26 protein-coding genes are annotated in these 25,667 nt (G+C 60.7%); 18 read left to right on the top strand and 8 right to left on the bottom strand.

The window, feature by feature from the left end:
- Nucleotides 1–220: 220 nt before the first annotated feature.
- A complete protein-coding gene (locus ACA053_RS11695) occupies nucleotides 221–793 on the bottom strand; it encodes a cytochrome b (RefSeq protein ID WP_145310343.1) in 573 nt (190 codons plus the stop codon).
- A gap of 205 nt (nucleotides 794–998) precedes the next feature.
- On the opposite strand from ACA053_RS11695, the gene ACA053_RS11690 reads away from it, so the two are divergent.
- From ACA053_RS11690 to ACA053_RS11660, 7 genes are read left to right on the top strand one after another with little or no spacing between them, the layout of a single operon-like run.
- Nucleotides 999–1,676 (top strand): thermostable hemolysin, encoded by a 678-nt coding sequence (locus ACA053_RS11690; protein WP_042932122.1) that lies wholly within the window; start codon nucleotides 999–1,001, stop codon nucleotides 1,674–1,676.
- Nucleotides 1,666–3,147 carry an AMP-binding protein gene (locus tag ACA053_RS11685; protein WP_497395545.1) on the top strand — a complete coding sequence of 494 codons (1,482 nt, stop codon included), beginning with the start codon at nucleotides 1,666–1,668 and terminating at the stop codon, nucleotides 3,145–3,147. Before ACA053_RS11690 ends, ACA053_RS11685 begins: the two co-directional genes overlap by 11 nt.
- A complete protein-coding gene (locus ACA053_RS11680) occupies nucleotides 3,144–3,818 on the top strand; it encodes an iron-containing redox enzyme family protein (protein ID WP_497395543.1) in 675 nt (224 codons plus the stop codon). Before ACA053_RS11685 ends, ACA053_RS11680 begins: the two co-directional genes overlap by 4 nt.
- On the top strand, nucleotides 3,805–4,614 hold the full coding sequence (locus ACA053_RS11675) for an SDR family oxidoreductase (protein ID WP_497395541.1): 810 nt from the start codon (nucleotides 3,805–3,807) through the stop codon (nucleotides 4,612–4,614). Before ACA053_RS11680 ends, ACA053_RS11675 begins: the two co-directional genes overlap by 14 nt.
- Nucleotides 4,611–5,255, top strand: a complete 645-nt coding sequence (locus ACA053_RS11670) for a tetratricopeptide repeat protein (protein ID WP_109629842.1) — start codon at nucleotides 4,611–4,613, stop codon at nucleotides 5,253–5,255. Before ACA053_RS11675 ends, ACA053_RS11670 begins: the two co-directional genes overlap by 4 nt.
- Nucleotides 5,256–5,266: 11 nt before the next feature.
- Complete coding sequence (locus tag ACA053_RS11665) at nucleotides 5,267–5,929, top strand: response regulator (protein ID WP_109629839.1); 663 nt, start codon at nucleotides 5,267–5,269, stop codon at nucleotides 5,927–5,929.
- Nucleotides 5,926–7,344: an ATP-binding protein gene (locus ACA053_RS11660; protein WP_497395538.1), complete on the top strand. Its 1,419-nt coding sequence runs from the start codon at nucleotides 5,926–5,928 to the stop codon at nucleotides 7,342–7,344. Before ACA053_RS11665 ends, ACA053_RS11660 begins: the two co-directional genes overlap by 4 nt.
- 217 nt (nucleotides 7,345–7,561) lie before the next feature.
- Here ACA053_RS11660 and ACA053_RS11655 read toward each other — a convergent pair whose 3' ends face one another.
- The 3 genes from ACA053_RS11655 to ACA053_RS11645 form a co-directional block, all read right to left on the bottom strand.
- A complete protein-coding gene (locus ACA053_RS11655) occupies nucleotides 7,562–7,777 on the bottom strand; it encodes a DUF4287 domain-containing protein (RefSeq protein WP_109629835.1) in 216 nt (71 codons plus the stop codon).
- 158 nt (nucleotides 7,778–7,935) lie between these two features.
- A complete protein-coding gene (locus tag ACA053_RS11650; protein WP_497395536.1) occupies nucleotides 7,936–8,817 on the bottom strand; it encodes a tetratricopeptide repeat protein in 882 nt (293 codons plus the stop codon).
- A 150-nt stretch (nucleotides 8,818–8,967) separates the two neighbouring features.
- Complete coding sequence (locus ACA053_RS11645) at nucleotides 8,968–9,864, bottom strand: LysR family transcriptional regulator (RefSeq protein ID WP_497317322.1); 897 nt, start codon at nucleotides 9,862–9,864, stop codon at nucleotides 8,968–8,970.
- Between the two features lie 133 nt (nucleotides 9,865–9,997).
- Here ACA053_RS11645 and ACA053_RS11640 point away from each other — a divergent pair, with 133 nt between their 5' ends.
- The 3 genes from ACA053_RS11640 (at nucleotide 9,998) to lldD (ending at nucleotide 14,804) form a co-directional block, all read left to right on the top strand.
- Nucleotides 9,998–11,647, top strand: coding sequence for a GMC family oxidoreductase (locus tag ACA053_RS11640; RefSeq protein ID WP_497395534.1), 1,650 nt, complete (start codon nucleotides 9,998–10,000; stop codon nucleotides 11,645–11,647).
- A 137-nt stretch (nucleotides 11,648–11,784) separates the two neighbouring features.
- Nucleotides 11,785–13,407, top strand: coding sequence for an MFS transporter (locus ACA053_RS11635; RefSeq protein WP_109629822.1), 1,623 nt, complete (start codon nucleotides 11,785–11,787; stop codon nucleotides 13,405–13,407).
- Nucleotides 13,408–13,661: 254 nt separating this feature from the next.
- Entirely contained in the window at nucleotides 13,662–14,804 is a 1,143-nt protein-coding gene (gene lldD / locus ACA053_RS11630) for an FMN-dependent L-lactate dehydrogenase LldD (protein WP_497395532.1), read from the top strand.
- 223 nt (nucleotides 14,805–15,027) lie between these two features.
- Here lldD and ACA053_RS11625 read toward each other — a convergent pair whose 3' ends face one another.
- The gene (locus ACA053_RS11625; RefSeq protein WP_497395530.1) at nucleotides 15,028–15,396 is read right to left on the bottom strand and encodes a DUF427 domain-containing protein; all 369 of its coding nucleotides are present in this window, start codon (nucleotides 15,394–15,396) and stop codon (nucleotides 15,028–15,030) included.
- A 296-nt stretch (nucleotides 15,397–15,692) separates the two neighbouring features.
- Between ACA053_RS11625 and ACA053_RS11620 the strand changes: the two genes are divergently transcribed.
- The 5 genes from ACA053_RS11620 to ACA053_RS11600 all read left to right on the top strand — a co-directional run bounded on the left by ACA053_RS11620 (nucleotide 15,693) and on the right by ACA053_RS11600 (nucleotide 20,226).
- Complete coding sequence (locus tag ACA053_RS11620) at nucleotides 15,693–17,642, top strand: DNA topoisomerase III (protein WP_497395528.1); 1,950 nt, start codon at nucleotides 15,693–15,695, stop codon at nucleotides 17,640–17,642.
- Nucleotides 17,643–17,757: 115 nt separating this feature from the next.
- A complete protein-coding gene (locus ACA053_RS11615) occupies nucleotides 17,758–18,387 on the top strand; it encodes a glutathione S-transferase family protein (protein ID WP_497317312.1) in 630 nt (209 codons plus the stop codon).
- A gap of 49 nt (nucleotides 18,388–18,436) precedes the next feature.
- Nucleotides 18,437–18,940 carry a GNAT family N-acetyltransferase gene (locus tag ACA053_RS11610; protein ID WP_497395526.1) on the top strand — a complete coding sequence of 168 codons (504 nt, stop codon included), beginning with the start codon at nucleotides 18,437–18,439 and terminating at the stop codon, nucleotides 18,938–18,940.
- A 518-nt stretch (nucleotides 18,941–19,458) separates the two neighbouring features.
- Nucleotides 19,459–19,788 carry a hypothetical protein gene (locus ACA053_RS11605; protein ID WP_042932832.1) on the top strand — a complete coding sequence of 110 codons (330 nt, stop codon included), beginning with the start codon at nucleotides 19,459–19,461 and terminating at the stop codon, nucleotides 19,786–19,788.
- A gap of 132 nt (nucleotides 19,789–19,920) precedes the next feature.
- Entirely contained in the window at nucleotides 19,921–20,226 is a 306-nt protein-coding gene (locus ACA053_RS11600; RefSeq protein WP_010459562.1) for a hypothetical protein, read from the top strand.
- Here ACA053_RS11600 and cynR read toward each other — a convergent pair.
- Nucleotides 20,212–21,108 (bottom strand): transcriptional regulator CynR, encoded by an 897-nt coding sequence (gene cynR / locus ACA053_RS11595; RefSeq protein ID WP_497395524.1) that lies wholly within the window; start codon nucleotides 21,106–21,108, stop codon nucleotides 20,212–20,214. The two genes, ACA053_RS11600 and cynR, sit on opposite strands and share 15 nt — an antisense overlap.
- A gap of 122 nt (nucleotides 21,109–21,230) precedes the next feature.
- Between cynR and cynS the strand changes: the two genes are divergently transcribed.
- The 3 genes from cynS (at nucleotide 21,231) to ACA053_RS11580 (ending at nucleotide 22,710) form a co-directional block, all read left to right on the top strand.
- A complete protein-coding gene (cynS, locus tag ACA053_RS11590; protein WP_109629803.1) occupies nucleotides 21,231–21,698 on the top strand; it encodes a cyanase in 468 nt (155 codons plus the stop codon).
- Between the two features lie 87 nt (nucleotides 21,699–21,785).
- On the top strand, nucleotides 21,786–22,022 hold the full coding sequence (locus tag ACA053_RS11585) for a DUF2790 domain-containing protein (RefSeq protein WP_109629800.1): 237 nt from the start codon (nucleotides 21,786–21,788) through the stop codon (nucleotides 22,020–22,022).
- Nucleotides 22,023–22,056: 34 nt separating this feature from the next.
- On the top strand, nucleotides 22,057–22,710 hold the full coding sequence (locus tag ACA053_RS11580; RefSeq protein WP_497395522.1) for a carbonic anhydrase: 654 nt from the start codon (nucleotides 22,057–22,059) through the stop codon (nucleotides 22,708–22,710).
- 12 nt (nucleotides 22,711–22,722) lie between these two features.
- Here the strand turns inward: ACA053_RS11580 and ACA053_RS11575 are convergent, their stop codons facing one another.
- Both ACA053_RS11575 and ACA053_RS11570 read right to left on the bottom strand, forming a co-directional pair.
- The gene (locus ACA053_RS11575) at nucleotides 22,723–24,786 is read right to left on the bottom strand and encodes a 2Fe-2S iron-sulfur cluster-binding protein (protein ID WP_497395520.1); all 2,064 of its coding nucleotides are present in this window, start codon (nucleotides 24,784–24,786) and stop codon (nucleotides 22,723–22,725) included.
- A 127-nt stretch (nucleotides 24,787–24,913) separates the two neighbouring features.
- On the bottom strand, nucleotides 24,914–25,537 hold the full coding sequence (locus ACA053_RS11570) for a DJ-1/PfpI family protein (RefSeq protein ID WP_109629791.1): 624 nt from the start codon (nucleotides 25,535–25,537) through the stop codon (nucleotides 24,914–24,916).
- Nucleotides 25,538–25,667 lie beyond the last annotated feature (130 nt).

The following is a 25,667-nucleotide window of genomic DNA, read 5'->3' as shown; positions in this document are numbered from 1 at the left end:
CCTTGTAGCCGTTAGGAAGTAACACTGAGTGTCTTTAAACGTGGGCGCTCAAACATGTTTAAAACAGCGAATATCGAAGTGGGAATCCATGGCTGAGATTGATGGCGTCTGGGATGACGCCATCGCGAGCAGGCTCGCTCCCACAGGGGGTTTGGGGTGAATTCGGGGTCTCGGGGTGGCTATGGATATGGCCGGTGTCTGGTTGGCACCGGGCTTGGGATTAGCGCTGGCGCTGGTTGATGGGATTGTTGGATCGGCCGGGCAGCATGCGGGTCAGGGTGTTGTCGCGGACCCAGTAGTGGTGAAACAACCCCGCCGCCGCGTGCAAGCCGATCAGCCAGTAACCCGCGCTGCCTAGCAGTTCGTGCCAGTACTTGAATTGCTTGGCCAGGTCCGGGTCTACCGCGACCGGCGATGGCAGGTAGAACTCGAAATAAGGCATCGGTTTGCCGCCGGCGGACAGCATCAGCCAGGCCAGCAGCGGCGTGGCGATCATTAATACGTACAAGGCCAGGTGCATCAGGTGCGAAACGCCGGTCTGCCATTTGGGCAGTGCCGGGGTGATCGGTGGCCGAGGCGTCAGGCGTCCGAGCAGTCGCACCCACACCAGGGCAAATATGCTTAAGCCGAAGAGGCCGTGCAGCCCGAGAAACATGGCTCTCAACGGTTGGCCCTTGGGCAGCAGGCCTTTGATTTCAATGCAGGCGTACACGCCGACGAACAGTGCCAGCATCAGCCAGTGCAAGGTGATCGAGAGTTTTCCATACCGATGGGTCATTGATTCGCGGGTCATAACGGGCCTCATGAATGTCATTGCCGGCGGCCGAGTCATTCGTGCGGCCGGGGTGCGGTGTGTCAACGCACCGACGGGGCACACCCTGCCCGCGAAGTCTTAAGGCAATCTGAAGACAGCGGAAGATGATCTTTTTCGCACCTTCAGATTCCGTTAAGAAATGGCTTCGATACTTCTCCCACACTTACTCGGGAGGCGTCTTCCAATGCCTGACTTTGAATGGAATATTCCTCTACCCCTACGCTTCGGCCAGGCCGAAGCCCCGCCGATGAACCTGGCCAGGGCGTTACCGGACGACGTCGAGCGCCCGGTCTTCGAAGCCTTTATTCAGCAACGTTTTCGTAAGGCCCATGGCGCCGATATTCGTCATTTCATGCCGGAGCTGTTTGGCATGAGCGATGCCTCCGGCTCGCTGTGTGCGGTGGCCGGTGTGCGCATGGCCAATGCTGAATCGTTGTTTCTGGAACGTTATCTGGACGAGTCGATTGAGCCGCTGATCAGTGCTGCGGCTGACCGCCCGGTGGATCGTGCCGGTATCGTCGAGGTCGGCAATCTGGCCGCCAGTGACACCGGCAGTGCGCGGATGAGCATCATCGCCATCACTTACTTGCTGGCCATGGGCGGCCTGGAATGGGTGGCGTTCACCGGCAACATCGGCTTGGTGAACAGCTTTCATCGCCTGGGCTTGAAACCGGTGACGCTGTGCGCGGCCGACCCTGAGCGGCTGGGGGACGAACGCCAGCACTGGGGCAGTTATTACGAGAGCAAGCCTTGGGTGCACGTCGGCAACATCCGCGCCGGTTTTATTCATTTGCGCAACATCGGGATGTTCAATCGCCTGGGTTTGCCGACATCCCTTGAGGAATCCAGCCATGTCGCCTGAAACCGAGCGTTTCAAACAGACCTTGCGCAGCCATGCCGAGCGCAAGACCAGCGCCATCGCGTTGTGGGGTGATCATCAGAAGGTGGATTACGCCACGCTGTATGCCGAGGTGGTGTATCGCCAGCAACGGCTGCGCGATGAGCAGGTCAAGGTGATTGCGCTGGCGTTGGACAATGGCGTCGAAGCGATGCTCTGGGACTTGGCCGCGCTGTTCGAAGGCCTGACTTGCCTGACGTTGCCGCCTTTTTTCAGCCCCGCTCAGCGCGCCCATTGTCTGGAACAGAGCCAGGCCGAACGGGTGATTGCCGAACCCGCGCTGGACGACGAGTTGCAAGCGGCCGGCTACGAGAAGACCGGTGAGTTCTGGCGCCGCACGTTCAACGGCCCGAACCGTATGCCGGAAGGGACCGCCAAACTGACCTTCACCTCGGGCACCACGGGCACGCCCAAAGGCGTGTGCCTCAGCGCCGAGAGCCTGTTGACGGTCGCTCGCGAACTGAATCAGGCGAGCAAACCCGCCGATCCGCAGCATCATCTGGCGTTGTTACCCTTGGCGATTTTGCTGGAAAACCTCGGTTGCTACGCCGCGCTGTATGCCGGGGCCACGTTGAGTTTGCCCAGTCAGAAAACCCTGGGGATTCAGGGCGCCAGCGGTGTTGATGTGCCGCGGCTGCTCGGTTGCCTGGCCACCCGGGCGCCCGAGAGCCTGATCCTGGTGCCGCAGTTGTTGCAGATGTTGGTCAGCGCCGCCGAGCAAAAAGCCTTCAGTCCCTATTCGTTGCGGTTTGCGGCGGTGGGTGGCGCGCGGGTGGCCGAGGAGTTGCTGCACCGCGCGCAACGCATCGGCATCCCTGTTTACGAAGGTTACGGCCTGTCGGAGTGCGCCTCGGTGGTGTGCCTCAATCGCCCCGAAGCGCGACGTCTCGGCAGTGTCGGCAGGCCCCTGCCCCACGTCACGATTCGCCTGGCCGAGGACGGCGAAGTGCTGGTCAAGGGCTCGACCTTGCTCGGTTACCTGGGCGAGGCGCCGCACAGCGAAGAATGGTGGCCGACCGGCGATCTCGGCGAGTTTGACCCGGATGGCTTTCTCTACCTCAAGGGGCGCAAGAAGCATCAATTCGTCACCAGTTTCGGGCGCAACGTCAACCCGGAATGGGTCGAGTCCGAACTGACCCAGCGCCGCCATATCGCCCAGGCCTTCGTCTACGGCGAAGCCATGCCGCACAACCACGCGCTGCTCTGGCCCCATCGCCCGGACTGCACCGACGGTGAACTGGCCGCTGCTGTCGCCGAGGCCAACGAGGCCTTGCCCGGTTATGCGCAGGTCCATCACTGGACCCGTCTCGATCAACCGTTCACCCCCGCCAATGGCCTGCTCACCGCCAATGGCCGCCCGCGCCGTGACGCCATCGTCGAGCGCTATCGGGCGCAACTGACTGAATCTGTATTTTCCGAGGAATCCGCATCATGAGTTTTTTCGACACGCTGCAAGAAGCCACGCAACACGAACGCCATGAACTGTTCAATCTGCCGGTCATCCGCGATGCCCTTGAGGGCAAGGTCAGCCTCGAAAGCTATCGCGCTTTTCTCGCGCAAGCCTATTACCACGTGCGCCATACGGTGCCGTTGATGATGGCCTGCGGTGCAAAACTACCGTCGCGCCTGGAATGGCTGCGCAAAGCGGTGTGCGAGTACATCGAGGAGGAATACGGTCACGAGCAGTGGGTGCTGGACGATATCGAAGCCTGCGGCGGCGACCGCATTGCCGTGCGCGACGGTCGTCCGAGCCTGCCGATTGAATTGATGGTCAGCTACCTCTACGACCTGATTGCCCGCGATAACCCGGTCGGTCTGTTCGGCATGGTCAACGTGCTGGAAGGCACCAGCATCGCCCTGGCCACCCACGCCGCCGGCAGCATTCGCGAGCGTCTGGATTTGCCGGAAAGCGCCTTCAGTTACCTGAGTTCCCATGGATCGCTGGACATCGAGCACATGCAGACTTATCGCCGGTTGATGAACACCCTTGACGATCCGGCGGACCAGGCGGCGGTGATTCACGCTTCCAAAGTGGTGTACAGGCTTTACACCGACATGTTCCGCGGCTTGCCGCGTGACGGGGAGGCCCTGCATGAAGTTGCATGAAGCTCGCGTGGTGCTGACCGGTGCCAGCGGCGGCATCGGCCTGGCGATCGCGACCGCGCTGTGTGCCAGTGGCGCCCGGGTGCTCGCGGTGGCGCGGCACCAGGAACCGCTGCTGCCGTTGCTTGAACGCTATCCGCAACACCTGTGCTGGGTCGGCGCGGACCTGACCGTGCTGTCCGACCGGCGCAAGGTGCTGAGCGCGGCCGAAGCGATTGGCGGGGTCAACCTGCTGATCAACGCCGCCGGGGTCAATCACTTCGCCATGCTCGAACAGCTGGAGGACAGCGACGTCCACGCGATGCTGGCGGTGAACATCAGCGCGCCGATCTGCCTGACCAAAACCCTGCTGCCGCTGCTCAAGCAAGCCGAAAGCGCGATGGTGGTGAACGTCGGCTCGACTTACGGCTCCATCGGCTACCCCGGCTACGCCAGTTATTGCGCCACCAAGTTTGCTTTGCGCGGGTTTTCCGAAGCCTTGCGCCGGGAGCTGGCGGACACCCGGGTCAGCGTGCTCTACGTCGCCCCGCGCGCCACCCGCACCAGCATGAACAGCCCGGCCGCGCAGGCGTTGAACGATGCGCTCAAGGCCAACGTCGATGATCCGCAAACCGTTGCCGCTGCGGTGATGCATGCGATTGCCGGTGACCGCCGCGACTTGTACCTGGGCTGGCCGGAGCGCTTTTTCGTGCGCCTCAACAGCCTGCTGCCCAATCTGGTGGACCGTGGCTTGCGCAAGCAATTGCCGCTGATCCGTCGCCTGAGTCAAAAGCCTGACAACGAGAACCTCAAACCATGAAAAAAATCATCGCGTGCCTGCTGCTGGGGGCCCTGAGCCAAAGCGTCTGGGCACTGGAACCCGCCGACCAGCAACGCCTGCAGGGCATCCAGCAAAGCTGGGCGCACATTCAATACGAAGTCCCGGAAGCGCAACGCACCGCAGCGTTCGAGAAGCTGGCGGCCCAGGCCTCCGCGTTCACCCAGGAACGCCAATCGGTGGCCGAAGCGTGGATCTGGTCCGGTATCGTCAGCAGCAGTTGGGCCGGTGCGCAGGGTGGACTCGGTGCGCTGAGCAAGGTGAAAGCGGCGAAAGCCGATCTGGAAAAAGCCATGACGCTGGACCCCAAAGCCCTGCAAGGCTCGGCCTACACCAGCCTCGGCGCGTTGTATGACCGCGTCCCCGGCTGGCCGATCGGTTTCGGCGACTCGGACAAGGCCGAACAGTTACTCAAACAGGCCTTGCAACTCAACCCGGAGGGCATCGATAGTCTGTACTTCTGGGGCGATCACCTCTACCGTCAAAAACGCTACAACGAAGCGCAGGCCGCATTGAAAAAGGCCCTGCAAGCCGCCCCAAGACCAGGCCGGGAACTCGCCGACGCCGGGCGACGCAAAGAGATCGAAACGTTGCTGGTGGACGTGAACAAGAAACTTAACTGACAGGAGTCCGTGTGCGCTTATTACTGATTGAGGACGACGTTGCGCTCGGCGAGGGCATCCATCAGGCCCTCGGCCGCGAAGGCTACACCGTCGACTGGCTAAAGGACGGCGCCAGCGCCTTGCATGCGCTGCTCAGTGAAACCTTTGACCTGGCGGTGCTCGACCTCGGTCTGCCGCGCATGGACGGGCTGGAAGTGCTGCGGCGCTTGCGCGACAGCGGTTCCAACCTGCCGGTGCTGATTCTCACCGCGCGGGACGCGACCGAAGACCGCATTGCCGGACTGGATGCCGGGGCCGACGATTACCTGATCAAGCCGTTTGATCTGGCGGAACTGAAGGCTCGCTTGCGGGCCTTGTTGCGCCGCAGTGCCGGCCGCGCCCAGGTGCTGATCGAACACGCTGGCATCAGCCTGAACCCCGGCACCCAGCAAGTCAGTTATCAGGGCGAGCCAGTGGCGCTGACGCCCAAGGAATATCAGTTGCTCCACGAATTACTTTCGCCGCCGGGCCGGGTCATGACCCGCGATCACCTGATGCAGTTGCTGTATGGCTGGAACGAGGAAGCTGAAAGCAACACCCTGGAAGTGCACATTCATCACCTGCGCAAAAAGTTCTCCACCGACCTGATCCGCACCATTCGCGGTGTCGGTTATCTGGTGGAGGAGCGTCGATGACGTCGATCCGGCGCCGCACCCTCACGCTGATCATTGGCCTGATGCTGGTGGGGGTGGCGGTGATCAGCCTATTCAACCTGCACGACAGCAATCACGAAATTGCCGAAGTCTACGATGCCCAACTCGCGCAAAACGCCCGACTGTTGCAGGGCGTGATGCGCATGCCGATGGCCAGCAAGGAACACGCCGATCTGTATCAGGCCTTCAACAAGGCGCTGGGCGAAGCGGAGCCTCGGGTCGACGGCCATCCCTACGAATCGAAAATGGCCTTTCAGGTGTGGAACCGCACCGGTGAAGTGCTGGTGCACACGGCCAGCGCGCCCTCCTTCAACGCGCCGCCGACCAAACCCGGCTTCAGCGACGTGGTGGACCTGAACAACCGCCACTGGCGCGCGTTCCTGCTGGAAGACAAACAGAACGACCTGAGAATCTGGGTCGGCGAACGGGACGACGTGCGTTCGGACCTGGTGGACCGGATCGTGCGGCACACCTTGTGGCCCAATGTGCTGGGCAGCCTGATTCTGGCGGCGATGATCTGGATGGCCATCGGCTGGGGCCTCAAGCCGCTGGAAGACATGGCGGCGACCTTGCGCGCACGGCACAGCGGCTCGCTGGAGCCGCTGCAACTGACCCCGTTGCCCAGTGAACTGGAGCCGATGCAAGCGGCGCTCAACCGCATGCTCGCGCAGATTCAGGAAGTGCTGGGCCGCGAGCGGCGCTTCATCGCCGACGCCGCCCATGAAATGCGCACCCCGCTGGCCGTGCTGCGTGTGCATGCGCAAAACCTGCTGGAGGCCGGCACTGAACAGGAACGCCGCGAATCACTGGAATTCCTGATCGCCGGTGTCGACCGCACCAGCCGGCTGGTCAATCAACTGCTGACCATGGCCCGCCTCGAACCCAAAGGCATGGACCCGGTGCTGCAGCGCATCGACCTGGCCGCCACCGTGCGAGACAGCCTCGTGCAACTGACGCCGTGGTTGCTGAGTAAAAACCTTGAGCTGGCGTTCGACGTTACGGATCGCCCTTTTGAAGTGGTGGCCGACGCCGCCGCCATCGACATCGCCCTCAACAACCTGATCAGCAACGCGGCCAACTTTTCCCCCGAACACGGCGTTATCACGGTGCAGTTGAGTCAGGCGGACGGGTTCTATTCGCTGAGCGTCGAAGATCAGGGGCCCGGCATCGACGAAGCGGATCGCGCGCGGTTGTTCGAACGTTTTTACAGCCGAGGGAATGCCCATGGAGCGGGTCTGGGCCTGACCATCGTCAACACCATCGCAACGCGGATGGGCGGACACATCACGCTGGCCAACCGCCCCGAAGGTGGGTTGTGCGCGACGCTGTCCATTCCCGACAGTCAGCCGCAAGACCCGCTACAACGCACCACCCGCGAGTTGCCGCCGAGTGCTTGAGTGATCCCGTTACCTCCGAGCGAGTAATCCTCGGCTGAAGGCGGTGCGCCAGTTCTGACGCTATCGCGAGCAGGCTCACTCCCACAGGGGCCGGTGTCGACCACAACACTCGCGAACGACACCGAACCAATGTGGGAGCGAGCCTGCTCGCGATGGCGGTGGCACATCCAGCCTTGAAGTCATTGCCATACAACTTAGCCAGCCGTTAACAGCTGCCTCACTTTTTAGCACTCGCCAAATAATGCGCCACCAACGCATTGGCGTGGCCATGCCCCATACCGTGCTCATCCTTCAGCCAAGCCACCATTTCCATATGCTTCTTGCCACTCACTGTCCCAAGCAGATCCAGCCAATGGCTGATCGGCTGGCCGTACTTTTTCTCGATGGACGGGAAGTACGACGCCGGGCCTTTCACTTTTGTCTCTTCGCTCATGTTGCAAGCTCCCTGTTTCGCGACGGAGTGTCGGATAACGCTCCTTGTCGTCACGCCTAAGATTGGACGCCAAGTGTTATTCCGGCAACCACCCTGCCCCGCCTTCACTCGACCCGCCTCGTCATTGCGAATAACTCAGCGGTGTTGGCTGGAGCCTGTCACTTCAACGCTCCATTAAGGGTACCAATCGCCTTATAAGTCTTCTGGCTCGGGGGCATTATTGGATCGGCGGGGAAGCGATAGTCGCTGAAGCCCTGCATTACCTTTTGGTCGATTGCTCTATTACCCGAACTTTCCAGCAACGAGATCGCAGGAACCACCGACCCGGGCGTATATACCAGCTGTACTTGCACACGTTTGCTGGCAGGCACCGGCGTGTGCTCCGCCGCCAGGGTCTCCTTGATGGCCTCGCTCTTCTTTCTGACGCCGTCCTGCACGCGGCTGGCGAAGACGTAGTTGTAGCGCTGTTGCTGTTCAGTTGTCAGGGTCAGGCCTTTGGCGCGCATCCGTGCCACACCTTCCCATGAGGCGCTGTCGATGACCCCGGCGGAATTCAAGTAATGCTTCAGCGCACCTTGGAAGTCCTGGGGGCCACCTATGCCGTACTCCATGAACTCAGCCAGTTTGACTTCATTGTCGGGAGCCCCGGGTTTGGCGACGGCACGCTGATAAAACTGTCGGGCCTCAACCAGGTTGGGCGGCCCGCCAATGCCTTTTTCCGCCATGCGGCCGAGTTCGCCATAGGCCCTCGGATCGGCGTCGGCCAAGGACTGATAGATAGCCTTGGCTTTCGGTATGTCCTGGGGCACACCATGGCCATTCTCGTAAAGACTGCCGAGGATCGATCTGCATAAGCTATCGCCGCTTTTGCTAAGTTCCTGTATGTAGGCGGCCTCCAGCGCGTTGGTGGACTCATGACCCCAGTAACCAAAGCAACGCAAGCCGGGGGAAACTTTATTGTCCAGACCGCTTGGAAGGAGGATGGATTGGCATCCTGCAATGAGAGCAGTGAACGCCAGTAAAGCAACAGCCTTGTTCATGAACTGCATCCGATGAAATCGTCTGAACTTCATCGGCCGTCGTGAAGAAAAACTGAGTTACCTGACGTGGGTGTGTAGGAGCGAGGCTTGCCCGCGAAGAACGAATACGCGGTGTATCAGGCTTGACGCCTTCGCGAGCAAGCTTCGCTCCTACAGGGGATTTGGGCCGCGCAGTAAGGTTTGTTCGCGTTCGCATAGCTCCACCACGTAATCCCACATCACCCGCAATCTCACCGACTTGTGCAACTCCCGCCGCGTGCTGATCCAGTAGCTGCGCTCAATGCTCTCATCCGGAAACAACGGCACCAGTTCCGGATCGGCGCTGGCCATGTAGCACGGCAGCACCGCGATCCCCAATCCCGAACGCGCCGCCTGTTGCTGGGCGATGACGCTGGTGCTGTGGAACACCACCTGCGGGTTGCGGCAGAAGCTGTTGAGGAACATCAATTCCTGGCTGAACAGCAAATCGTCGACGTAGCCGATCCACGCGTGCCGGCCGAGGTCTTCGCGGCTGTGCAGCGGGGGCGCCTTGTCGAGGTAGGCCTGGCTGGCGTAGAGCGCCAGGCGATAGTCGGTGAGTTTGCGCGTGACCAGCATGTCGGCAGCCGGGCGTTCGAGGTGGATGCTGATCTCGGCTTCGCGGTTGAGGATGCTGACGAAGCGCGGCACGGCCACCAGTTCCACTTCCAGTCCAGGGTAGCGTTCGAACAGGCCGTTCATGCGGCTGGCGAGGAACATGATGCCCAATCCTTCGGTGACGCCAACGCGGATTTTGCCCAGTGGCGCGGTGGACTGGGTGATTTCCTCTTGCGCCAGCAACGCGACGTTTTCCATGGCTTCGGCGTGTTTGAGCAGCGCTTCGCCGGCCGGGGTCAGTTCGTAGCCCTGGGCGTGCTGGACAAACAGCGCGGTGCCGAGGCTCTTTTCGATGGCCTCGATGTGCCGGGCGACGGTGGCGTGCGTGGTGTTCAAACGGCGGGCGGCGGTGAGCAAACGCCCGCTGCGCTGCAATTCGAGAAAAAACCGCAGGTCATTCCAGTCGAACATGAGTCGTCCTTGGGTCTACGCTGGGTGAGGTGCTGTCTAAAAACGCACAGCGGCTGCGCAAAAACTAACATTCTTTTGACGAAAGCTAACAACTAGGATGACCGACAACAAGAACAACAATACGAGGTCAGGGATGCAGACTTCCCTTGATGAATTCGACTACATCGTGGTCGGCGCCGGGCCGGCCGGGTGTTTGCTGGCCAATCGGCTGTCGGCCAACCCGCAACACCGCGTATTGCTGCTCGAAGCCGGCGGCCGCGATAACTACGCGTGGATTCATATCCCCGTCGGTTACCTGTTCTGCATCGGCAACCCGCGCACCGACTGGTGCTTCAAGACCGAAGCGCAACCCGGCCTGCAAGGTCGCGCCTTGAGTTACCCGCGCGGCAAAGTGCTGGGCGGCTGCTCCTCAATCAACGGCATGATCTACATGCGCGGCCAGGCCGGCGACTATGACGGCTGGGCCGCCGACGGCAATCCGGGCTGGCGCTGGAACGACGTGCTGCCGCTGTTCAAGAAAAGTGAAAACCATTTTGCCGGCGACTCGCAATTTCACGGCGCCGCCGGGGAATGGCGGATCGAGCGTCAACGGCTGTCGTGGCCGATTCTGGACGCGTTCCGCATCGCCGCCGCGCAAGCCGGCATCGCCAGCGTCGATGACTTCAACCAGGGCGATAACGAAGGCTGCGGCTATTTTCAGGTCAACCAGAAAGGCGGGATTCGCTGGAACGCGGCCAAGGCGTTTCTCAAACCGATCCGTAACCGACCCAATCTCACCGTGCTGACCGACGTCGAAGTGGACCGCGTGCTGCTGGAAAACGGCCGTGCTTCGGCGGTCAGTACGCGTTATCAGGGTCAGGCGAAAACCTTCAAGGCGCGCAAGGAAATCGTGTTGTGCGCGGGCTCTGTCGGCTCGCCGAGCATCCTGCAACGCTCCGGAATCGGCCCTCGCCCGCTGCTTGAAAAACTGGGAATCGGCGTGGCCCATGAGCTGCCCGGGGTGGGCGGTAATTTGCAGGATCACCTGCAACTGCGGCTGATCTACAAACTGGAAAATGCGCGCACGTTGAACCAGATCGCCGGCAGCGTGTGGGGCAAGATGGGCATGGGCTTGCGCTATCTGTATGACCGCAGCGGCCCGCTGTCGATGGCGCCGAGTCAGCTCGGGGCGTTTGCCCGGTCGGGGCCGGAGCAGACGTCGGCCAATCTTGAATACCACGTGCAGCCGTTGTCGCTGGAGCGGTTTGGCGAGCCGTTGCATGCGTTTCCTGCTTTTACGGCGTCGGTTTGCGATCTGAGGCCGCAGAGTCGCGGGCGCGTGGAGATTCGTTCTGCTGATCCGCAGGAAGCGCCGTTGATTCAACCCAATTATTTGAGCCATCCGGAGGATTTGCGGGTTGCGGCTGATGCTATTCGCCTGACCCGGCGCATCGTCGCCGCCCCTGCCCTGCAAGCGTTCAAACCTATTGAGTATTTGCCCGGTGACCGCTTGCAGACTGAAGAGGAATTGCACGAAGCCGCGGCGCGGATTGGCACGACGATTTTCCATCCGGTGGGCACCTGTCGCATGGGCAATGATGGGGATGCGGTGGTGGATGCCGAGCTTCGCGTTCATGGGATTCCCGGTCTGCGCGTTGCTGATGCTTCGATCATGCCCCGCATCACCTCGGGCAATACCTGTTCGCCTACGTTGATGATTGCCGAAAAGGCTGCGCAACTGATCCTTACCGCTACTGTTGACACACCCCCTGTGGGAGCGAGCCTGCTCGCGATGACGGTGTGACACCCAGCATTGGTGTCAACTGACACACCGCTATCGCGAGCAGGCTCGCTCCCACAAGGGATCGCACCCTGATTCACGGACGTTGACTACGCAACACCAGTGGAACAACAAAAACAATCACTGTGAGGGATACCGATATGTCAGAACATGTTCAGCCGCTGGACGCCACGCTCAGCGTCGACACCAGCCCCGACACCCGCAAGGTCATCTTCGCGTCGTCACTCGGGACGGTGTTCGAGTGGTACGACTTTTTCCTCTACGGCGCCCTCGCGGCGGTAATCAGCAAGCAGTTTTTCGCCGGGGTCAACGACACCACGGCGTTCATCTTTGCGCTGATGGCCTTCGCGGCCGGCTTCATCGTGAGGCCCTTCGGTGCGCTGGTGTTCGGACGGCTGGGGGACATGATCGGGCGTAAATACACGTTCCTCGCGACCATCGTCCTCATGGGCCTGGCGACCTTCTGCGTCGGGTTGCTGCCGACCTACGCCAGCATCGGCATCGCCGCGCCGATCATCCTCGTGGTGCTGCGCATGCTTCAGGGCCTGGCCCTGGGCGGTGAGTACGGCGGTGCTGCGACGTACGTCGCGGAACACGCGCCGATGGGTAAACGCGGTTTCCACACCAGCTGGATTCAATCCACCGCGACCCTCGGGTTGCTGCTGTCGCTGCTGGTGGTGCTCGGCTGCCGTTACTTCACCGGTGACCAGTTTGAAGTCTGGGGCTGGCGGATTCCGTTTCTGTTTTCCATCGTGCTGCTGGGCATCTCGACCTGGATTCGCTTGAGCCTGCACGAGTCGCCGGCCTTCGTGAAAATGAAAGAGGAAGGCAAGCTTTGCAAGTCGCCGCTGCGCGATTCCTTCGGTAAATGGGAAAACCTCAAAGTCGTTCTGATTGCTCTGTTCAGCATCAACGCCGGGCAAGCCGTGACCTTCTATGCGGCGCAGTTCTACGTGCTGTTTTTCCTCACCCAGTTCCTGAAGATGGACCCGGCCCTGGCCAACAGCCTGCTGATTGTCAGCGTGATCATCGGCGCGCCGTTCTTCATCTTTTTTGGCTGGCTGTCGGACAAGGTCGGGCGCAAACCGGTGTTGATGATCGGCTTGCTGCTGGCGACCGCGCTGTACTTCCCGATCTTCAAGTCCATCGCCCACTACGCCAACCCGGCCATTGACCAGGCCAGCCGTCAGGCACCGATCACCGTACTGGCCGACCCGGCCACCTGCACCTTCCAGTTCGACCCGGTGGGCAAGGCGAAATTTGACAGCCCGTGCGACAAGGTCAAAACCTTCCTGGTGAAACAGGGCCTGCCTTACAAGAGCGAAGCGGCCCCGGCCGGTAGCGCCGTGCAAGTCAGCGTCGGTGACGTGAAACTGGATGGCTTCGACGAAGCGGCCCTGCGTGGTGCGGTGACATTGGCGGGGTATCCGTCACAAGCCGATACGCAACAGGTCAACAAGCCGATGATCGTGGGGCTGATGGTGGTGCTGATCATTATTTCCGCCATGTGCTACGGCCCGCTGGCGGCGCTGATGGTCGAACTGTTCCCGACCCGCATCCGCTACACCTCGATGTCCCTGCCCTACCACATCGGCAACGGTTGGTTCGGCGGGTTCCTGCCAACCGTGTCGTTTGCGTTGGTGGTGTATACCGGGGACATCTTCTACGGGCTGTGGTACCCGGTGGTGATTACCGCCGTGAGTTTGGTGGTGGGGATGATTTGTCTGCGTGAGACGAAAAACGTGGATCTGGATACCAACTGATAGCGACCGTGAAATAACGCCCCGCGCTGCGGTGATACTGTTCACTCAAGCCCGGGGCGACACATATGTGGCGAGGGGGCTTTTGTGGCGAGGGGATTTATCCCCGTTCGGCTGCGAAGCAGTCGTAAATCCGGACAATTCATTCAGTATGAAAGAACGCTGGGGCCGCTTCGCAGCCCAACGGGGATAAATCCCCTCACCACAGGTAAGCTCAACGGTCTCTACAGCCCCGACACTCACCAGACCGAGGCACCATGATCATTTCATCCGCATCCGACTACCGCGAGGCAGCACGCCGCAAACTCCCCCGTTTTCTGTTCGATTACATCGATGGCGGGGCTTATGCCGAGCACACGCTACGGGCCAACAGCGCCGACCTGACGGGCATCAGCCTGCGTCAGCGCATCCTGAAAAACGTCGAAACCCTGAGCCTGGAAACCACCCTTTTCGATCAACCACTTTCAATGCCCGTCATATTGGCGCCGGTCGGCCTGACGGGCATGTTCGCCCGCCGAGGTGAAGTGCAGGCGGTCAGAGCGGCAGAGAACAAAGGCATCCCCCTGTGCCTTTCTACGGTGTCGGTGTGTTCGATCGAGGAAGTCGCGGCGCAGAGCCAGCAATCCATCTGGTTTCAGTTGTACGTATTGAAAGACCGGGGCTTCATGAAAAACGCGCTGGAGCGCGCGAAGGCCGCCGGCGTGAAAAATCTGGTGTTTACCGTCGACATGCCTACCCCCGGCGCCCGCTACCGGGACGCGCATTCAGGCATGTCGGGGCCTTTTGCCTCATCGCGGCGAATGCTTCAGGCCATGACCAAACCGGACTGGGCGTTCAACGTCGGCGTCATGGGCCGTCCGCACGACCTGGGCAACATCTCGAAGTACCTGGGCAAAGCCGTCACGCTCGAAGACTACATGGGCTGGCTGGCCAACAATTTCGACCCGTCGATCAGCTGGAGCGATCTGGAGTGGATTCGTGATTTCTGGGAAGGCCCGATGATCATCAAGGGCATCCTCGACCCTCAGGATGCCAAGGACGCGGTCAGTTTCGGCGCGGATGGCATTGTGGTGTCGAACCACGGCGGACGGCAGCTGGACGGCGTGCTCTCCACCACCAAGGCGTTGCCGCCGATCATGCAGGCGGTGGGCAATGATTTGACGGTGCTGGTCGACTCGGGGATCCGTTCGGGACTGGATGTCGTGCGGATGTTGGCCATGGGTGCGAAAGGCGTATTGCTTGGGCGATCCATGGCCTATGCGCTGGCCGCCGATGGGCAACGCGGGGTGGAGAACATGCTGGATATTTTCGCCAAGGAAATGCGCGTGGCCATGACGCTGACCGGGGTAACTTCGATTGGTCAGATTGATGAATCGACGCTGGTGGGAGCTGTTCGCTGAGGGTGCGGGCAATGTCGTTTACTTAACGTTTGTGGCAAGGGGCCCTTGTGGCGAGGGGATTTATCCCCGTTCGGCTGCGAAGCAGTCGTAAATCCAGACAACTCGGTCGGTCTGAACGGACGCAGGGGGCCGCTTCGCAGCCCAACGGGGGATAAATCCCCTCGCCACAGGTTTTGTGTTCGACAAGGATGGTTTGAGAGCACTGCATTGCCGTCAATGCGGTTCACTCAACGTCTTTGAGCACCTCAAACGTGACCTGATCGGGATAGAACGCCACATACCCGCGAATCTGATCCACCGACACTTTGGGATTCTCATAGCGCCACACCGCATTAGCGCCCTCATGCCCCGGGATCTGCAAACTGTAATAAGTGGCATCACCCTTGTACGGGCAATAGCTCGTGTGGTCGGTCCGGGCGTAATATTCTTCGGCGATGTCCTCCCAAGGCACGTAATACACCGGAGGATAATTGGCCTCCAGCAGCACCAGCGCACGCGTCGACGCGGCCACTTGAATACCGTGAAACTTCACCAACAGGCAGCCCGGCTGCTCGGCGATGGTGATGACAGGACTGGGACCGGTGCTTTTCATGGAATACGTTCCTCATGACGGTGATGAACCTGTGGAGGCAAGATTGGCGCCCCGCTCATGTGGCGAGGGAGCTTGCTCCCGCTGGGCTGCGCAGCGGCCCCAGAATCTGAGACTGCGAAGTGTCAGGTATAACCCAAAATTCGCCGACACGACGGCCTCGCAGCCGAACGGGGTGTTTTGACTGCCGCAAACAAACGCAACAGCTTTGCTGTACATCCATACAGATATTGATTGATCCATTGCTCATCAACGGCCATTCTGTGCGCCTCTTGCACACTTGATGAACGATGGTGGTTATGCAGCTGTACCTCTGTGAAAAACCTTCCCAGGCCAAAGACATCGCGGCGGTACTCGGCGCCAAGCGTCGGGGCGACGGTTGCTGGCTGGGCACGGGTGTCACGGTGACCTGGTGCATCGGCCATCTGCTCGAAACCGCGCCGCCGGATGCCTACGACGCGCGCTACAAGCGTTGGGTGCTGGCGGATCTGCCGATCATTCCCGAGAAGTGGAAGATGACGGTCAAACCGCGCACGGCCAGCCAGTACAAGGCGGTCAAACGCTTGCTCGGCGAGGCTGATGAACTGGTCATCGCCACCGACGCCGACCGTGAGGGCGAGATGATTGCCCGGGAGCTGGTGGAGCATTGCCGCTATCGCGGGCCGATCCGGCGACTGTGGCTGTCGGCGCTGGACGATGCGTCGATACGCAAGGCGCTGGCGGCGCTCAAACCGGGGGCCGAGACGTTCAGCCTTTATCATTCGGCGCTGGGGCGTTCCCGGGCCGACTGGTTGATCGGGATGAACATGAGCCGCTTGTTCACACTGCTGGGCCGGCAGTCCGGTTATCAGGGCGTGTTGCCGGTGGGCCGGGTGCAGACGCCGACCTTGCGGCTGGTGGTGGATCGCGACCGCAGCATTGCCGATTTCGTGCCGGTCGCCTATTGGGCCATCGACGTGCAGCTGTTGCACGACGGCACGGCGTTCACCGCCCAGTGGCGTGCGGCCTCCGACGTCTGTGACGATCAGGATCGCTGCCTGAATCAGGCGCTGGCCCAGCAAGCGGCCGCCGCCATCAGCAGCGCCGCGAGTGCCCGGGTGATCAAGCTGCGCACTGAGCGGATGCGTGAAATCGCGCCTCTTCCGTTTGACTTGGGCACCTTGCAGGAAGTCTGTTCGAAGAAACTGGGTCTCGGCGCCCAGGAAACCCTCGACATCGCCCAGGCGCTCTACGAAACCCACAAGGTCATCACCTACCCGCGCAGCGATTGCGGTTTCCTGCCGCTGAGCCAGCACAGCGAAGCCCCGGGCATTCTCGCCGCGCTCCGGCAGGCCGATCCGTCTCTTGATGCCTTGAACGATCACCTGGAGCCACAGCGCCGTTCACGGGCCTGGAACGATGCCAAGGTCACGGCTCACCACGGCATCATCCCCACGGCTGCCGCAAAGAATCTTGATCGACTGGTGGGCAAGCAACGGGCGGTCTACACGCTGATCCGTGCGCGTTATCTGGCGCAGTTCCTTCCCAACCATGAATACGACCGCACCCAGGCGGACTTCGATTGCGCCGGTGAAGCCTTGCGTGCCGTCGGCAAGCAGATCGTCGAGCCGGGCTGGAAACGCGCCCTGCCCGAAGCGCTCGCCCCGGCCAAGGGTCGCGAGGCGCCGGCACCGCAAACCCTGCCGGCATTGGCCGAAGGGCGGGACTGCGCGGTGGCCGACGTGAAGCTCAAGGACCTCTGGACGCAACCGCCCAAGCCATTCACCGAAGGCGACCTGATCAAAGCGATGAAGAACGTCGCCAAACTGGTGGAAGACCCGCTGCTCAAACAGAAGCTCAAGGACACCACCGGCATTGGCACCGAAGCGACTCGCGCCTCGATCATCCAGGGCCTGCTCGACCGCGGCTATCTGATCAAGAACGGCAAGGCCCTGGCCGCGACTCCGGCCGCCTTCAGCCTGATCGATGCGGTGCCGCGCGCGATTGCCGATCCCGGCACCACGGCGATCTGGGAACAGGCGCTGGACATGGTGCAGAGCGGCGAGATGAGTCTGGAAGAATTCGTCACCAAGCAGGCCGCGTGGATGAGCAAGCAGGTCGCCCGTTGCGCCGGCCTGAGCCTGACCATCAGTGGGCCGGCGAGCCCGGCCGGACGGGGTGCCACACCGTGGAAAAACAAACGAAAAACTGCCAAGCGCAAGCCAGCGACGGGCACCACGCGCGCGGCGAAACCGGCCAGCAAAGCGTGAGGGCACTTCGGATGGGCCGTGATGGTCTAGTGTTCTTCAAGCCCGGCGATGGCCCCCTTTTCTAAAAAGCAACGCAGCCTCGTTTCACTCGACAGCTGCTACAGGAATCTTGTTTATGATTATCGTGCACCACCTGAACAACTCCCGCTCCCAACGAATTCTCTGGCTGCTGGAAGAACTGGCCATTCCTTATGAGCTGAAACGCTATCAGCGTGACCCGAAAACCAATCTGGCCCCGCCGGAATTGAAAGCGATCAACGCCCTGGGCAAATCGCCGGTCATCGAAGATGGCGCGCAAAAGCTGATCGAATCCTCGGCCATCATCGACTACCTGATCCGCCGTCATGGCCAAGGCCGCCTGCAACCGGACCCGTCCACCGCCGCCTACGACGAATACGTCCAGTGGCTGCACTTCGCCGAAGGTTCGGCCATGCTGCCGCTGATGCTGAACCTGTACGTCGGGCGCCTGGGTGAGGCCGGTGCGCCGCTGCATCCGCGCATCAACTCGGAAGTGGCCAACTACCTCGGCTACCTCGACACGGCATTGAGTCAGTCCGATTACCTGCTCGGTGACGAGTTCAGCGCCGCCGACATCCAGATGAGCTTTATCGGTGAAATTGCCCGCGCCCAAGGCAAGCTGGGCAACTACCCTCATGTGGCGGCCTGGGTTGAACGCTTCCAGGCCCGTCCTGCTTACGCGGCGGCGTTGAAGACGGGTGGCACGTACGACTTCGCGCCCCACTGAGTGATCCCGAAAGGGCCACGGACGGCCCGCATCTGGAGAGATGCCCAGCATGCCTTCGATTGAACTGCACGCCGCACACCGCGACGAACTGGAAACGCTCGAAAACCTGATGCAGTTCTACATGCACGACTTCAGCGAGTTTCTACCGCTGAAACTCGGCGAGCACGGTTTCTTCGACATCCGATCCAACCAAGATTACTGGCGCAAGCCTGGGACCCAGCCATTTCTGATCAAGGTGGACGGTGAACTCGCCGGTTTCGTGACCGTGGACGACGACACGCATATCGACGGCGCCGAGCACAACATCGGCTACTTGTTTGTCAGTCGGCGCTTTCGTGGCCAAGGTGTCGCGAAGTTTGTCGTGTCTACCCTCTTGAGCCGGCTCCCCGGTCAATGGCAGATTTTCCACATCGACGCGAACCTGCCTGCACGGCGGTTCTGGGCCACGGTGATGCCCGAACTCGCAGACGATGGATTCACCCTGCATCAGCTGCCGGTAGACGGTTATCCTTGCACCTTCTACCGCTTCCAATGCTCGCTGCCAGCGCCCTGACTGGCACCTCGCGACTCCCCTTTTTAATTCCAAAGCGCTTTGTCCGACAATATGTAGTGACTGAAAATAATCACTACATAACGGTTGACGCCTCCGATTTGCCCTTGCATGATGCAGACATCTCCCCGATCGGGAGTAAGGCAACATGTTTGAGCAAGCTCGTCTGACCGCCGAGCTGTTTTTCCCGGATACACGCTGCCCACAAGGCAGATTGAAGAAGCTGACCTGGCCCGAACGTCCAGTACAAAGACGAGAAGCGCTGGCGATCAATCCTCATGAAGCTTGTGGCCGACCCTCAAAAGTCGGCGGTGGCCTCCAGGTTTTCGCTGCTTCTCTTCGTTGTGACGCTATTGCGTAGCAGTTATTCAACACGACTACATGCAACAGACGCGAGACCCCGTCGAATCGACGGCTGACCGCTGACGTCCTGGTTTCGGTGCCAGGGATCAACTAACCGATGGGCTACCTGTATTAGCGAATCAACTTTGAAAGATCACCAAATGGTCAAGGGGCATATTATGAATCTGAACAATCAACCTACTATCGATGAACTGGCTCGTATCTTCGCGGCGCAAAAAGACAGCCACGACAGCCACATTCTGTGGATCAGCAAATCGGGCCAGGTTCATATCGATTGCCTGTCGCCACACGCCCATGAAGCGGAGTTCGACCAGAACAACCAGAACCTGCTGGCCCGACTGAAGATGTACCGTCGCGGCCAAGGCTATGTCGGCAAGAAAGCCGCAGCCGACAAGGACTTCATCGGTAATGTTCTGCAAACGCTGAAACAGGCGTGGGCCTCGATGCAGAACCAGAACGAAGTTCGGGTGATTGACCGGTTCTACTGATATCTCCCCCGCCGCTCAACAATAAAAAGGCCCCGCTCGTAATATCGAGCGGGGCCTTTTTTTGTTTGTCTCGTGCGCGGCAAATGCAGCTATCGTTAAGCGTATTCGCTGCTGTGCCCATGGAGACTTGCGATGAAAAATGCCCTGACATTTCTGCTGTTGCTATCCACTGCAACGATTGCTCACGCAAACAAGATCGAAGGTGTTCCATCATTCGATGTCGAATGCCCCGGAAAAATCATCGTTCACGCGGATCAGGACGGACCGGTGTTGATCAACAACGTAGAAGCCGAAACCAAAGCCATGATCAAAGAGCGCAGCTTCGAAGCCAAGGGATCAGGCGTGACGATTTCGATCGTTCTCGCCGATGATGACTCGGTGACCGTAAGCTCCACGGGCAAGGCCCCCAACGGCGTTTGCCAATCACTGGACGACTGACTCCGTCGCCACCGCGCCCAACACCAGATTCATGAACGCCACCGACGCCGCGCTGTGATAGTTGTTCTTGCGCCGAAGCAGCGCCGCCCCGCGCGTAGGCGCTTCACCCAGCAACGGAATTCTGCGCAGTGCCCGGTCCTGAGTGGCAATAGGCTCAGGGAGAATGGTGGCGATGCCCGTATGTCGAATCACCTCCAGCAAGGTGCTCACCGAGTTGACCTCAATCACCACCTTGGGCGTGATTTGCTCCTGGGCAAAATATTCATCGATGCGAGTGCGGGTGACGAAGTCCTGGGCCAACAGCGCAAAGTCCAGTTGCGCCACCTCTTCAGCGGACAACGCGACCTGGCGTTCATATAACGGGTGATCCCGCCCTACCATCACCCCCAGGGTTTCGGTAAACGCCGGGATCGATTCGATGTCGGCATTTCGCACCTGAGTAAAGGCGATGGCGATGTCCAGCGAGTCATCCGCCAGCCCCGCCTCAATGTCATCCATCGACAACTCGAAAATCTGCAGGTGGATATTGGGAAACAGTGCCACGTAGTCGCGCACCAACGGTCCCACCAGATACGCCATGAACGTGGGCGTCATGGCCAGGCGCAAGGTGCCGCGCGACAAATCCTTCACGTCATGCAGCGCCCGTTTTCCGGCCTCCAGTTCCACCAACACTCGACGAGCACATTCGATGTAGGCCTCGCCCGCATCGGTCGGCTTGACCGTGCGCGACGTTCGGTCGAACAGGCTCACGCCCAGAGTTTCTTCCAGTTGGCGGATCTGCTGGGACAGGGTCGGTTGTGAAACGTGCAGCGCCTCAGCGGCGCGGGTGAAGCCGCCGTGGTCGGCAACCGCCAACAAGTAACGCAGATGTCGCAGCAACATGGTGAACACCATCTATAGGCAGGACTTATGCGAAGCATTGTATATCGGTCTTGGACGCTATGGATCAATCGGCAGAAGATTGCTTCACACCCAAGCAACACAACGCCGATAGGAGAAACACCATGCAACAGTCCCACGCTTATAACGACACCAACCTCGAACTGACCGCCAAAATTCTGGACGCCAAAGCTCGCAAAAACCTGTCATTCGAAGACATGGCCGAGGGCACCGGCCTGAGCCTGGCCTACGTCACCGCAGCCCTGCTCGGCCAGCACCCGCTGCCGGAATCCGCCGCCAAAGTGGTCGGCGAAAAACTCGACCTGGACGCCGACGCCGTGGCCCGCCTGCAAATCATTCCACTGCGCGGCAGCCTCTCCGGCGTGCCGACCGACCCGACCATCTACCGCTTCTACGAAATGATCCAGATCTACGGCACCACGCTCAAAGCCCTGGTTCATGAGCAGTTCGGCGACGGCATCATCAGCGCGATCAACTTCAAGCTAGATATGAAGAAAGTCGAAGACCCGGAAGGCGGCCACCGCGCAGTCATCACCCTCGACGGCAAGTTCCTGCCACTGCGTCCTTTCTGAGTTGATACCGGCCCGCACTCCGGTGCGGGCCAGACCCGATACCCCAAACACTTTGTCCGCTCACCACATTCGAATGGAGGATGCCCCATGAAAAAAATGCTGCTGGTTCTTTCGTTGATAGCGGGCGTATCGGCCCAGGCTCAAGCCCAGGACGCCGCCGTTGCCTACCAATACGGCATGAACCTGGACATCGCCCACGTCGTCGCAATCACCCCGGCCGCTGATGTCTGCGGCGTGGTTCCGGTGGAGATGACTTACCTCGACTCCAAAGGCGCGACTCACATTCTGCAATACAGCGAATTCGGCACCGGTTGCTCGAACTGAGTAGCCACTGTTCATCACTTATGAGGACGTCACCATGAAAGCGCTCATCGAAGGTTTCTTGAAGTTCCAGAACGAAGCGTTCCCGCAACGCACCGACCTGTTCAAACACCTGGCCACCACCCAGCATCCCGGCACGTTGTTCATCACCTGCTCCGATAGCCGGGTGGTCCCCGAACTGCTGACCCAGCAAGAACCCGGCGAATTGTTTGTGATCCGCAATGCCGGCAACATCGTGCCCTCCTACAGCCCGCATCCGGGCGGTGTCTCGGCCACGGTCGAATACGCAGTCGCAGTACTGGGCGTGACGGACATCGTGATCTGCGGCCACTCGGACTGCGGCGCCATGACCGCCATCGCCAAGTGCACATGCATGGATCACCTGCCGGCAGTCAGCGGTTGGTTACAACACGCCGAATCTGCCAAGGTCATCAACGAATCCCGCCCTCACGCCGACGACGCGGCGAAGGTGAGTTCGATGGTCCGGGAGAACGTCATCGCGCAACTGGCCAACATCCAGACGCACCCGAGCGTACGCCTGGCCCAGGAAAAAGGTCAGCTGAACCTGCACGGCTGGGTCTACGACATCGAGACCGGTTCGATCGACGCCCTGGAGGCCGACAGCCGCCGCTTTGTGTCGCTGGCTGAACACCCGACCACCTGCTCCGTGTATGGCAAAGCGGCTGCTTGATGGCTGGCCGCGCTAGATCTCTAGCACCAAGGGCTCATCGCCCTTGGCCGGCACCGCGCAGCAGATCAGCACTTCCCCAGGCGCCGGCAACTCGGCGGGCATGTTCAGATAATGCACCTGCCCGCTGAGTAACCGGGTGCGGCACGTCCCGCACGAACCTCCACGGCAACTGAAGTCCGGATTCAAGCCGCGGCTTTCAGCCAGTTCCAGCAAGCTCCCGCCACCCGGCTCCCAGCGTGCCTCCTTGGCCGACCCTGAAAACACCACTTTCACCGGGCTGTCCGCTGCCGGCACCTGTGCCGGGGCGGGACTGAGTTGGTCGCGCAGACGAATCAACGTGGAAGGCCCGAACGTCTCCGCATGGATACGCTCGTCGCCAATGCGCAAAGCCCGCAAGCTGTCGTAGATCCCCTGGGTAAATGCACCGGGGCCGCACAGGTAGAAATCGTAATCGTCCAGCGGCAGTAACGCCTTGAGCAACTCGATGTCAACGCGCCCCGCCACCTCGAAATCCTCACCTTCACGGGCATGATCCTCGGGTTGGCTGAGCAGGCGCAGCGCTCGCACCGAGTCCTTGGCACGAGTGGCCAGTTCGTACAGCTCATCGCGAAACGCCAGTTCGGCGAGGCTGCGGGCACTTTGAATAAACCAGGTCGGTCGAGTGCGGCGGATGCGTTCGCCTTCGTAGATCACTTCGCGCAGCATCGACAGCAATGGCGTCACGCCGACGCCTGCGGCCAGCAGCACCAGCGGTCGACGCTCATCCGCTTTCACCGTGAACCGGCCCTGTGGCGCGCGGGCTTCAATGAGATCGCCCTCGCGGACACGCTCGTGCAGATGCGATGAAATCAGCCCGTCGCGCTTGACGCTGATCCGGAAAAAGCTGTCCGACGGTGCGCTCGACAGACTGTACGTGCGCACCAAAGGCGCCTGCCCCTCCGTTAGGCAAAAGCGCACGGGCAAATGCTGCCCGGCCTCGAAGCGCGGCAAGCCCGCGTCGTCGGTCGGCTCCAGGTAGAACGAACGGATACGGGTGCTTTCTTCAACGATGCGGGTCACGCGCAGCTGCCGCCATTGATCGCGCAGGGCATCGGCCTGCAACCGCCCCTCAGCCTGCTGCCAACTGCCGGTCATCAGGCTGTTGGGTGAGAACCCTTCGAATTGCCAGCGCAGCGACAGCACACCGGCGCGACGCACGACGTGTTCCACAGTCATTCGCCATAGCCGTTCGGCGCCCTGGAACGCCGCTATTTCCGGGCCTTCCAGGATGATCTCAGTGCGCCCCGCGACTTGCAGCACATCACCGGATTCGAAGTCGACAAACAGCAGGCCCACCTGCGGATTAAGCAGCAGATTGCCCAGGGTATTGAAATGCAGGTTGCCGGCGAAATCGGGGATCGTCAGCACGTTGCCCTCGACCCGCACGAAGCCGGCATTGCCGCCACGGTGCGAGACATCCACCGAACGTTTTGTCGGGTCGCCATCAAGGTCTACGTAGCTGGTAAGGAAAAAGGTATCGGCGTTGCCGATGGTCGCCCGGGCGGCTTCGTCGAGCTCATCCAATCGCTCGACCGCCACAGCAGACGAAGCGCGGCCCACTGACCCGGGGTCGACGGCGCGCAGTTGAATGTATTGCGGGCAATTGCCGAAGGCGTGTTCGACGGCCACGGCAAAACCGTCTTGGGTGGCGGTGCTGATGCGACCATTCATTCGGTTGCGTCGGCGGGTTTTCAGGTCGATACCGAGTAGCCCCACCGAGGCACCCGCCTTGAGCGCGGGCCTGACGGGATCGCCTTCGGCGGGCAGGCGGTCGAGTAACAACTGACGGGGATCAGGCGAATGCGCAAATCCGGGCGGCCCTTCAATCAGGGTCGCCCATGGCACGCCGTGCTCATCGACGGCGCCCACCAGTAAATACGGCAGGTGCGCGTAGAACAATTGATGCTGCTCGGGCAGGTAATCGCGCACCACCTTGCGCCCGAACACCTCCATGCGCTCGGCCACACCGACGCTTTCCTGCAACTGCCGCTCGCCCGCGTGCCAGGGTGACGCGCCTTGCTCCTGCGACTGATTCATGACGACCTCTACGCCTTCGTAAACAGGTGTCTTTCGCCCGAAAGCCCGTGATGGCTTTTGTGGCTCAGGCGTTCAAGCGTAGTTCGCTAAAACGGCCTGTGGCGGGTCGTCGGATGTACGGGCCAGATCAAGGCACTTGCGGCGTTTCATACCACTGGCGAGACGGCGTCGGGAATCGCATTTTCTGCCGGATATGCGCGGCGTTCGCGGGGCTGCTCAGCTGTTCCAGCAGCACGAAGGCGACTTCCGTTGCCGTGCCGGGACCGCTTGAGGTGATGATGCGGCCATCGACTACAACAGGCCAGTCGACAAAACGCGCACCGCTTTCCACCAGCTGGTTTTTGCGCTTGCCACCCACCTGGTGATAGGTCGTGGCGTCTTTGCCTTTCAGCACCCCGGCAACGCCCAGGCACACCGAAGACACGCAGACACTGGCGACGGTTTTACCGGCCGCGACAAAGTGCCGGATGGCCTCCAGAAACGGCTCACTCAAGGCTTCTTCATAAAAGCCCGACGGTTCGAAACCTCCGGGCAATGCCAAGGCATCGAAGCTGTCCAGGTCAAGGTCCCTCAACAAATGAGCCGGGTTGAGGGACAGCCCGAAGGTCGTCACGATCTGCGGCCGCAGGCCGGCATTGATCAATTCCACGGGTTGGTCGCCAAGCAGATTGGCCCAACCGAGCACATCGGTAAAAGCCGCCATTTCCAGCGGTTCAACACCGTTGGCCAACAACATGAGGACGCGTTTCATCGGGTACACCTCTCAGGGATCGGCCGATAGTCGGCCTTTGCCTTACATGAGAGAACACCCAGAAAACGCAATCCATTGTTGCTGGAACTGAAATGCCCGCGACGCAGCGCTCCCGATTGACGGGAGCGCT

The organism is Pseudomonas sp. LBUM1672, assembly GCF_059695655.1.
The sequence above is the reverse complement of the archived record's forward strand: the minus strand, read 5'-3'. Positions and strand labels throughout refer to the sequence as shown.

Excerpts from the sequence above, each read along its gene's own strand:
- ACA053_RS11695 (WP_145310343.1), bottom strand. The coding sequence starts at position 793 with ATGACCCGCGAATCAATGACCCATCGGTATGGAAAACTCTCGATCACC.
- lldD (WP_497395532.1), top strand. The coding sequence starts at position 13,662 with ATGATCATTTCATCCGCATCCGACTACCGCGAGGCAGCACGCCGCAAA.
- ACA053_RS11625 (WP_497395530.1), bottom strand. The coding sequence starts at position 15,396 with ATGAAAAGCACCGGTCCCAGTCCTGTCATCACCATCGCCGAGCAGCCG.
- ACA053_RS11585 (WP_109629800.1), top strand. The coding sequence starts at position 21,786 with ATGAAAAAAATGCTGCTGGTTCTTTCGTTGATAGCGGGCGTATCGGCC.
- ACA053_RS11610 (WP_497395526.1), top strand. The coding sequence starts at position 18,437 with ATGCCTTCGATTGAACTGCACGCCGCACACCGCGACGAACTGGAAACG.
- ACA053_RS11680 (WP_497395543.1), top strand. The coding sequence starts at position 3,144 with ATGAGTTTTTTCGACACGCTGCAAGAAGCCACGCAACACGAACGCCAT.
- cynS (WP_109629803.1), top strand. The coding sequence starts at position 21,231 with ATGCAACAGTCCCACGCTTATAACGACACCAACCTCGAACTGACCGCC.
- ACA053_RS11660 (WP_497395538.1), top strand. The coding sequence starts at position 5,926 with ATGACGTCGATCCGGCGCCGCACCCTCACGCTGATCATTGGCCTGATG.
- ACA053_RS11620 (WP_497395528.1), top strand. The coding sequence starts at position 15,693 with ATGCAGCTGTACCTCTGTGAAAAACCTTCCCAGGCCAAAGACATCGCG.
- ACA053_RS11670 (WP_109629842.1), top strand. The coding sequence starts at position 4,611 with ATGAAAAAAATCATCGCGTGCCTGCTGCTGGGGGCCCTGAGCCAAAGC.
- ACA053_RS11635 (WP_109629822.1), top strand. The coding sequence starts at position 11,785 with ATGTCAGAACATGTTCAGCCGCTGGACGCCACGCTCAGCGTCGACACC.
- ACA053_RS11640 (WP_497395534.1), top strand. The coding sequence starts at position 9,998 with ATGCAGACTTCCCTTGATGAATTCGACTACATCGTGGTCGGCGCCGGG.
- ACA053_RS11645 (WP_497317322.1), bottom strand. The coding sequence starts at position 9,864 with ATGTTCGACTGGAATGACCTGCGGTTTTTTCTCGAATTGCAGCGCAGC.
- ACA053_RS11600 (WP_010459562.1), top strand. The coding sequence starts at position 19,921 with ATGAAAAATGCCCTGACATTTCTGCTGTTGCTATCCACTGCAACGATT.
- ACA053_RS11575 (WP_497395520.1), bottom strand. The coding sequence starts at position 24,786 with ATGAATCAGTCGCAGGAGCAAGGCGCGTCACCCTGGCACGCGGGCGAG.
- ACA053_RS11655 (WP_109629835.1), bottom strand. The coding sequence starts at position 7,777 with ATGAGCGAAGAGACAAAAGTGAAAGGCCCGGCGTCGTACTTCCCGTCC.
- ACA053_RS11615 (WP_497317312.1), top strand. The coding sequence starts at position 17,758 with ATGATTATCGTGCACCACCTGAACAACTCCCGCTCCCAACGAATTCTC.
- ACA053_RS11570 (WP_109629791.1), bottom strand. The coding sequence starts at position 25,537 with ATGAAACGCGTCCTCATGTTGTTGGCCAACGGTGTTGAACCGCTGGAA.
- ACA053_RS11685 (WP_497395545.1), top strand. The coding sequence starts at position 1,666 with ATGTCGCCTGAAACCGAGCGTTTCAAACAGACCTTGCGCAGCCATGCC.
- cynR (WP_497395524.1), bottom strand. The coding sequence starts at position 21,108 with ATGTTGCTGCGACATCTGCGTTACTTGTTGGCGGTTGCCGACCACGGC.
- ACA053_RS11605 (WP_042932832.1), top strand. The coding sequence starts at position 19,459 with ATGAATCTGAACAATCAACCTACTATCGATGAACTGGCTCGTATCTTC.
- ACA053_RS11675 (WP_497395541.1), top strand. The coding sequence starts at position 3,805 with ATGAAGTTGCATGAAGCTCGCGTGGTGCTGACCGGTGCCAGCGGCGGC.
- ACA053_RS11580 (WP_497395522.1), top strand. The coding sequence starts at position 22,057 with ATGAAAGCGCTCATCGAAGGTTTCTTGAAGTTCCAGAACGAAGCGTTC.
- ACA053_RS11690 (WP_042932122.1), top strand. The coding sequence starts at position 999 with ATGCCTGACTTTGAATGGAATATTCCTCTACCCCTACGCTTCGGCCAG.
- ACA053_RS11650 (WP_497395536.1), bottom strand. The coding sequence starts at position 8,817 with ATGAACAAGGCTGTTGCTTTACTGGCGTTCACTGCTCTCATTGCAGGA.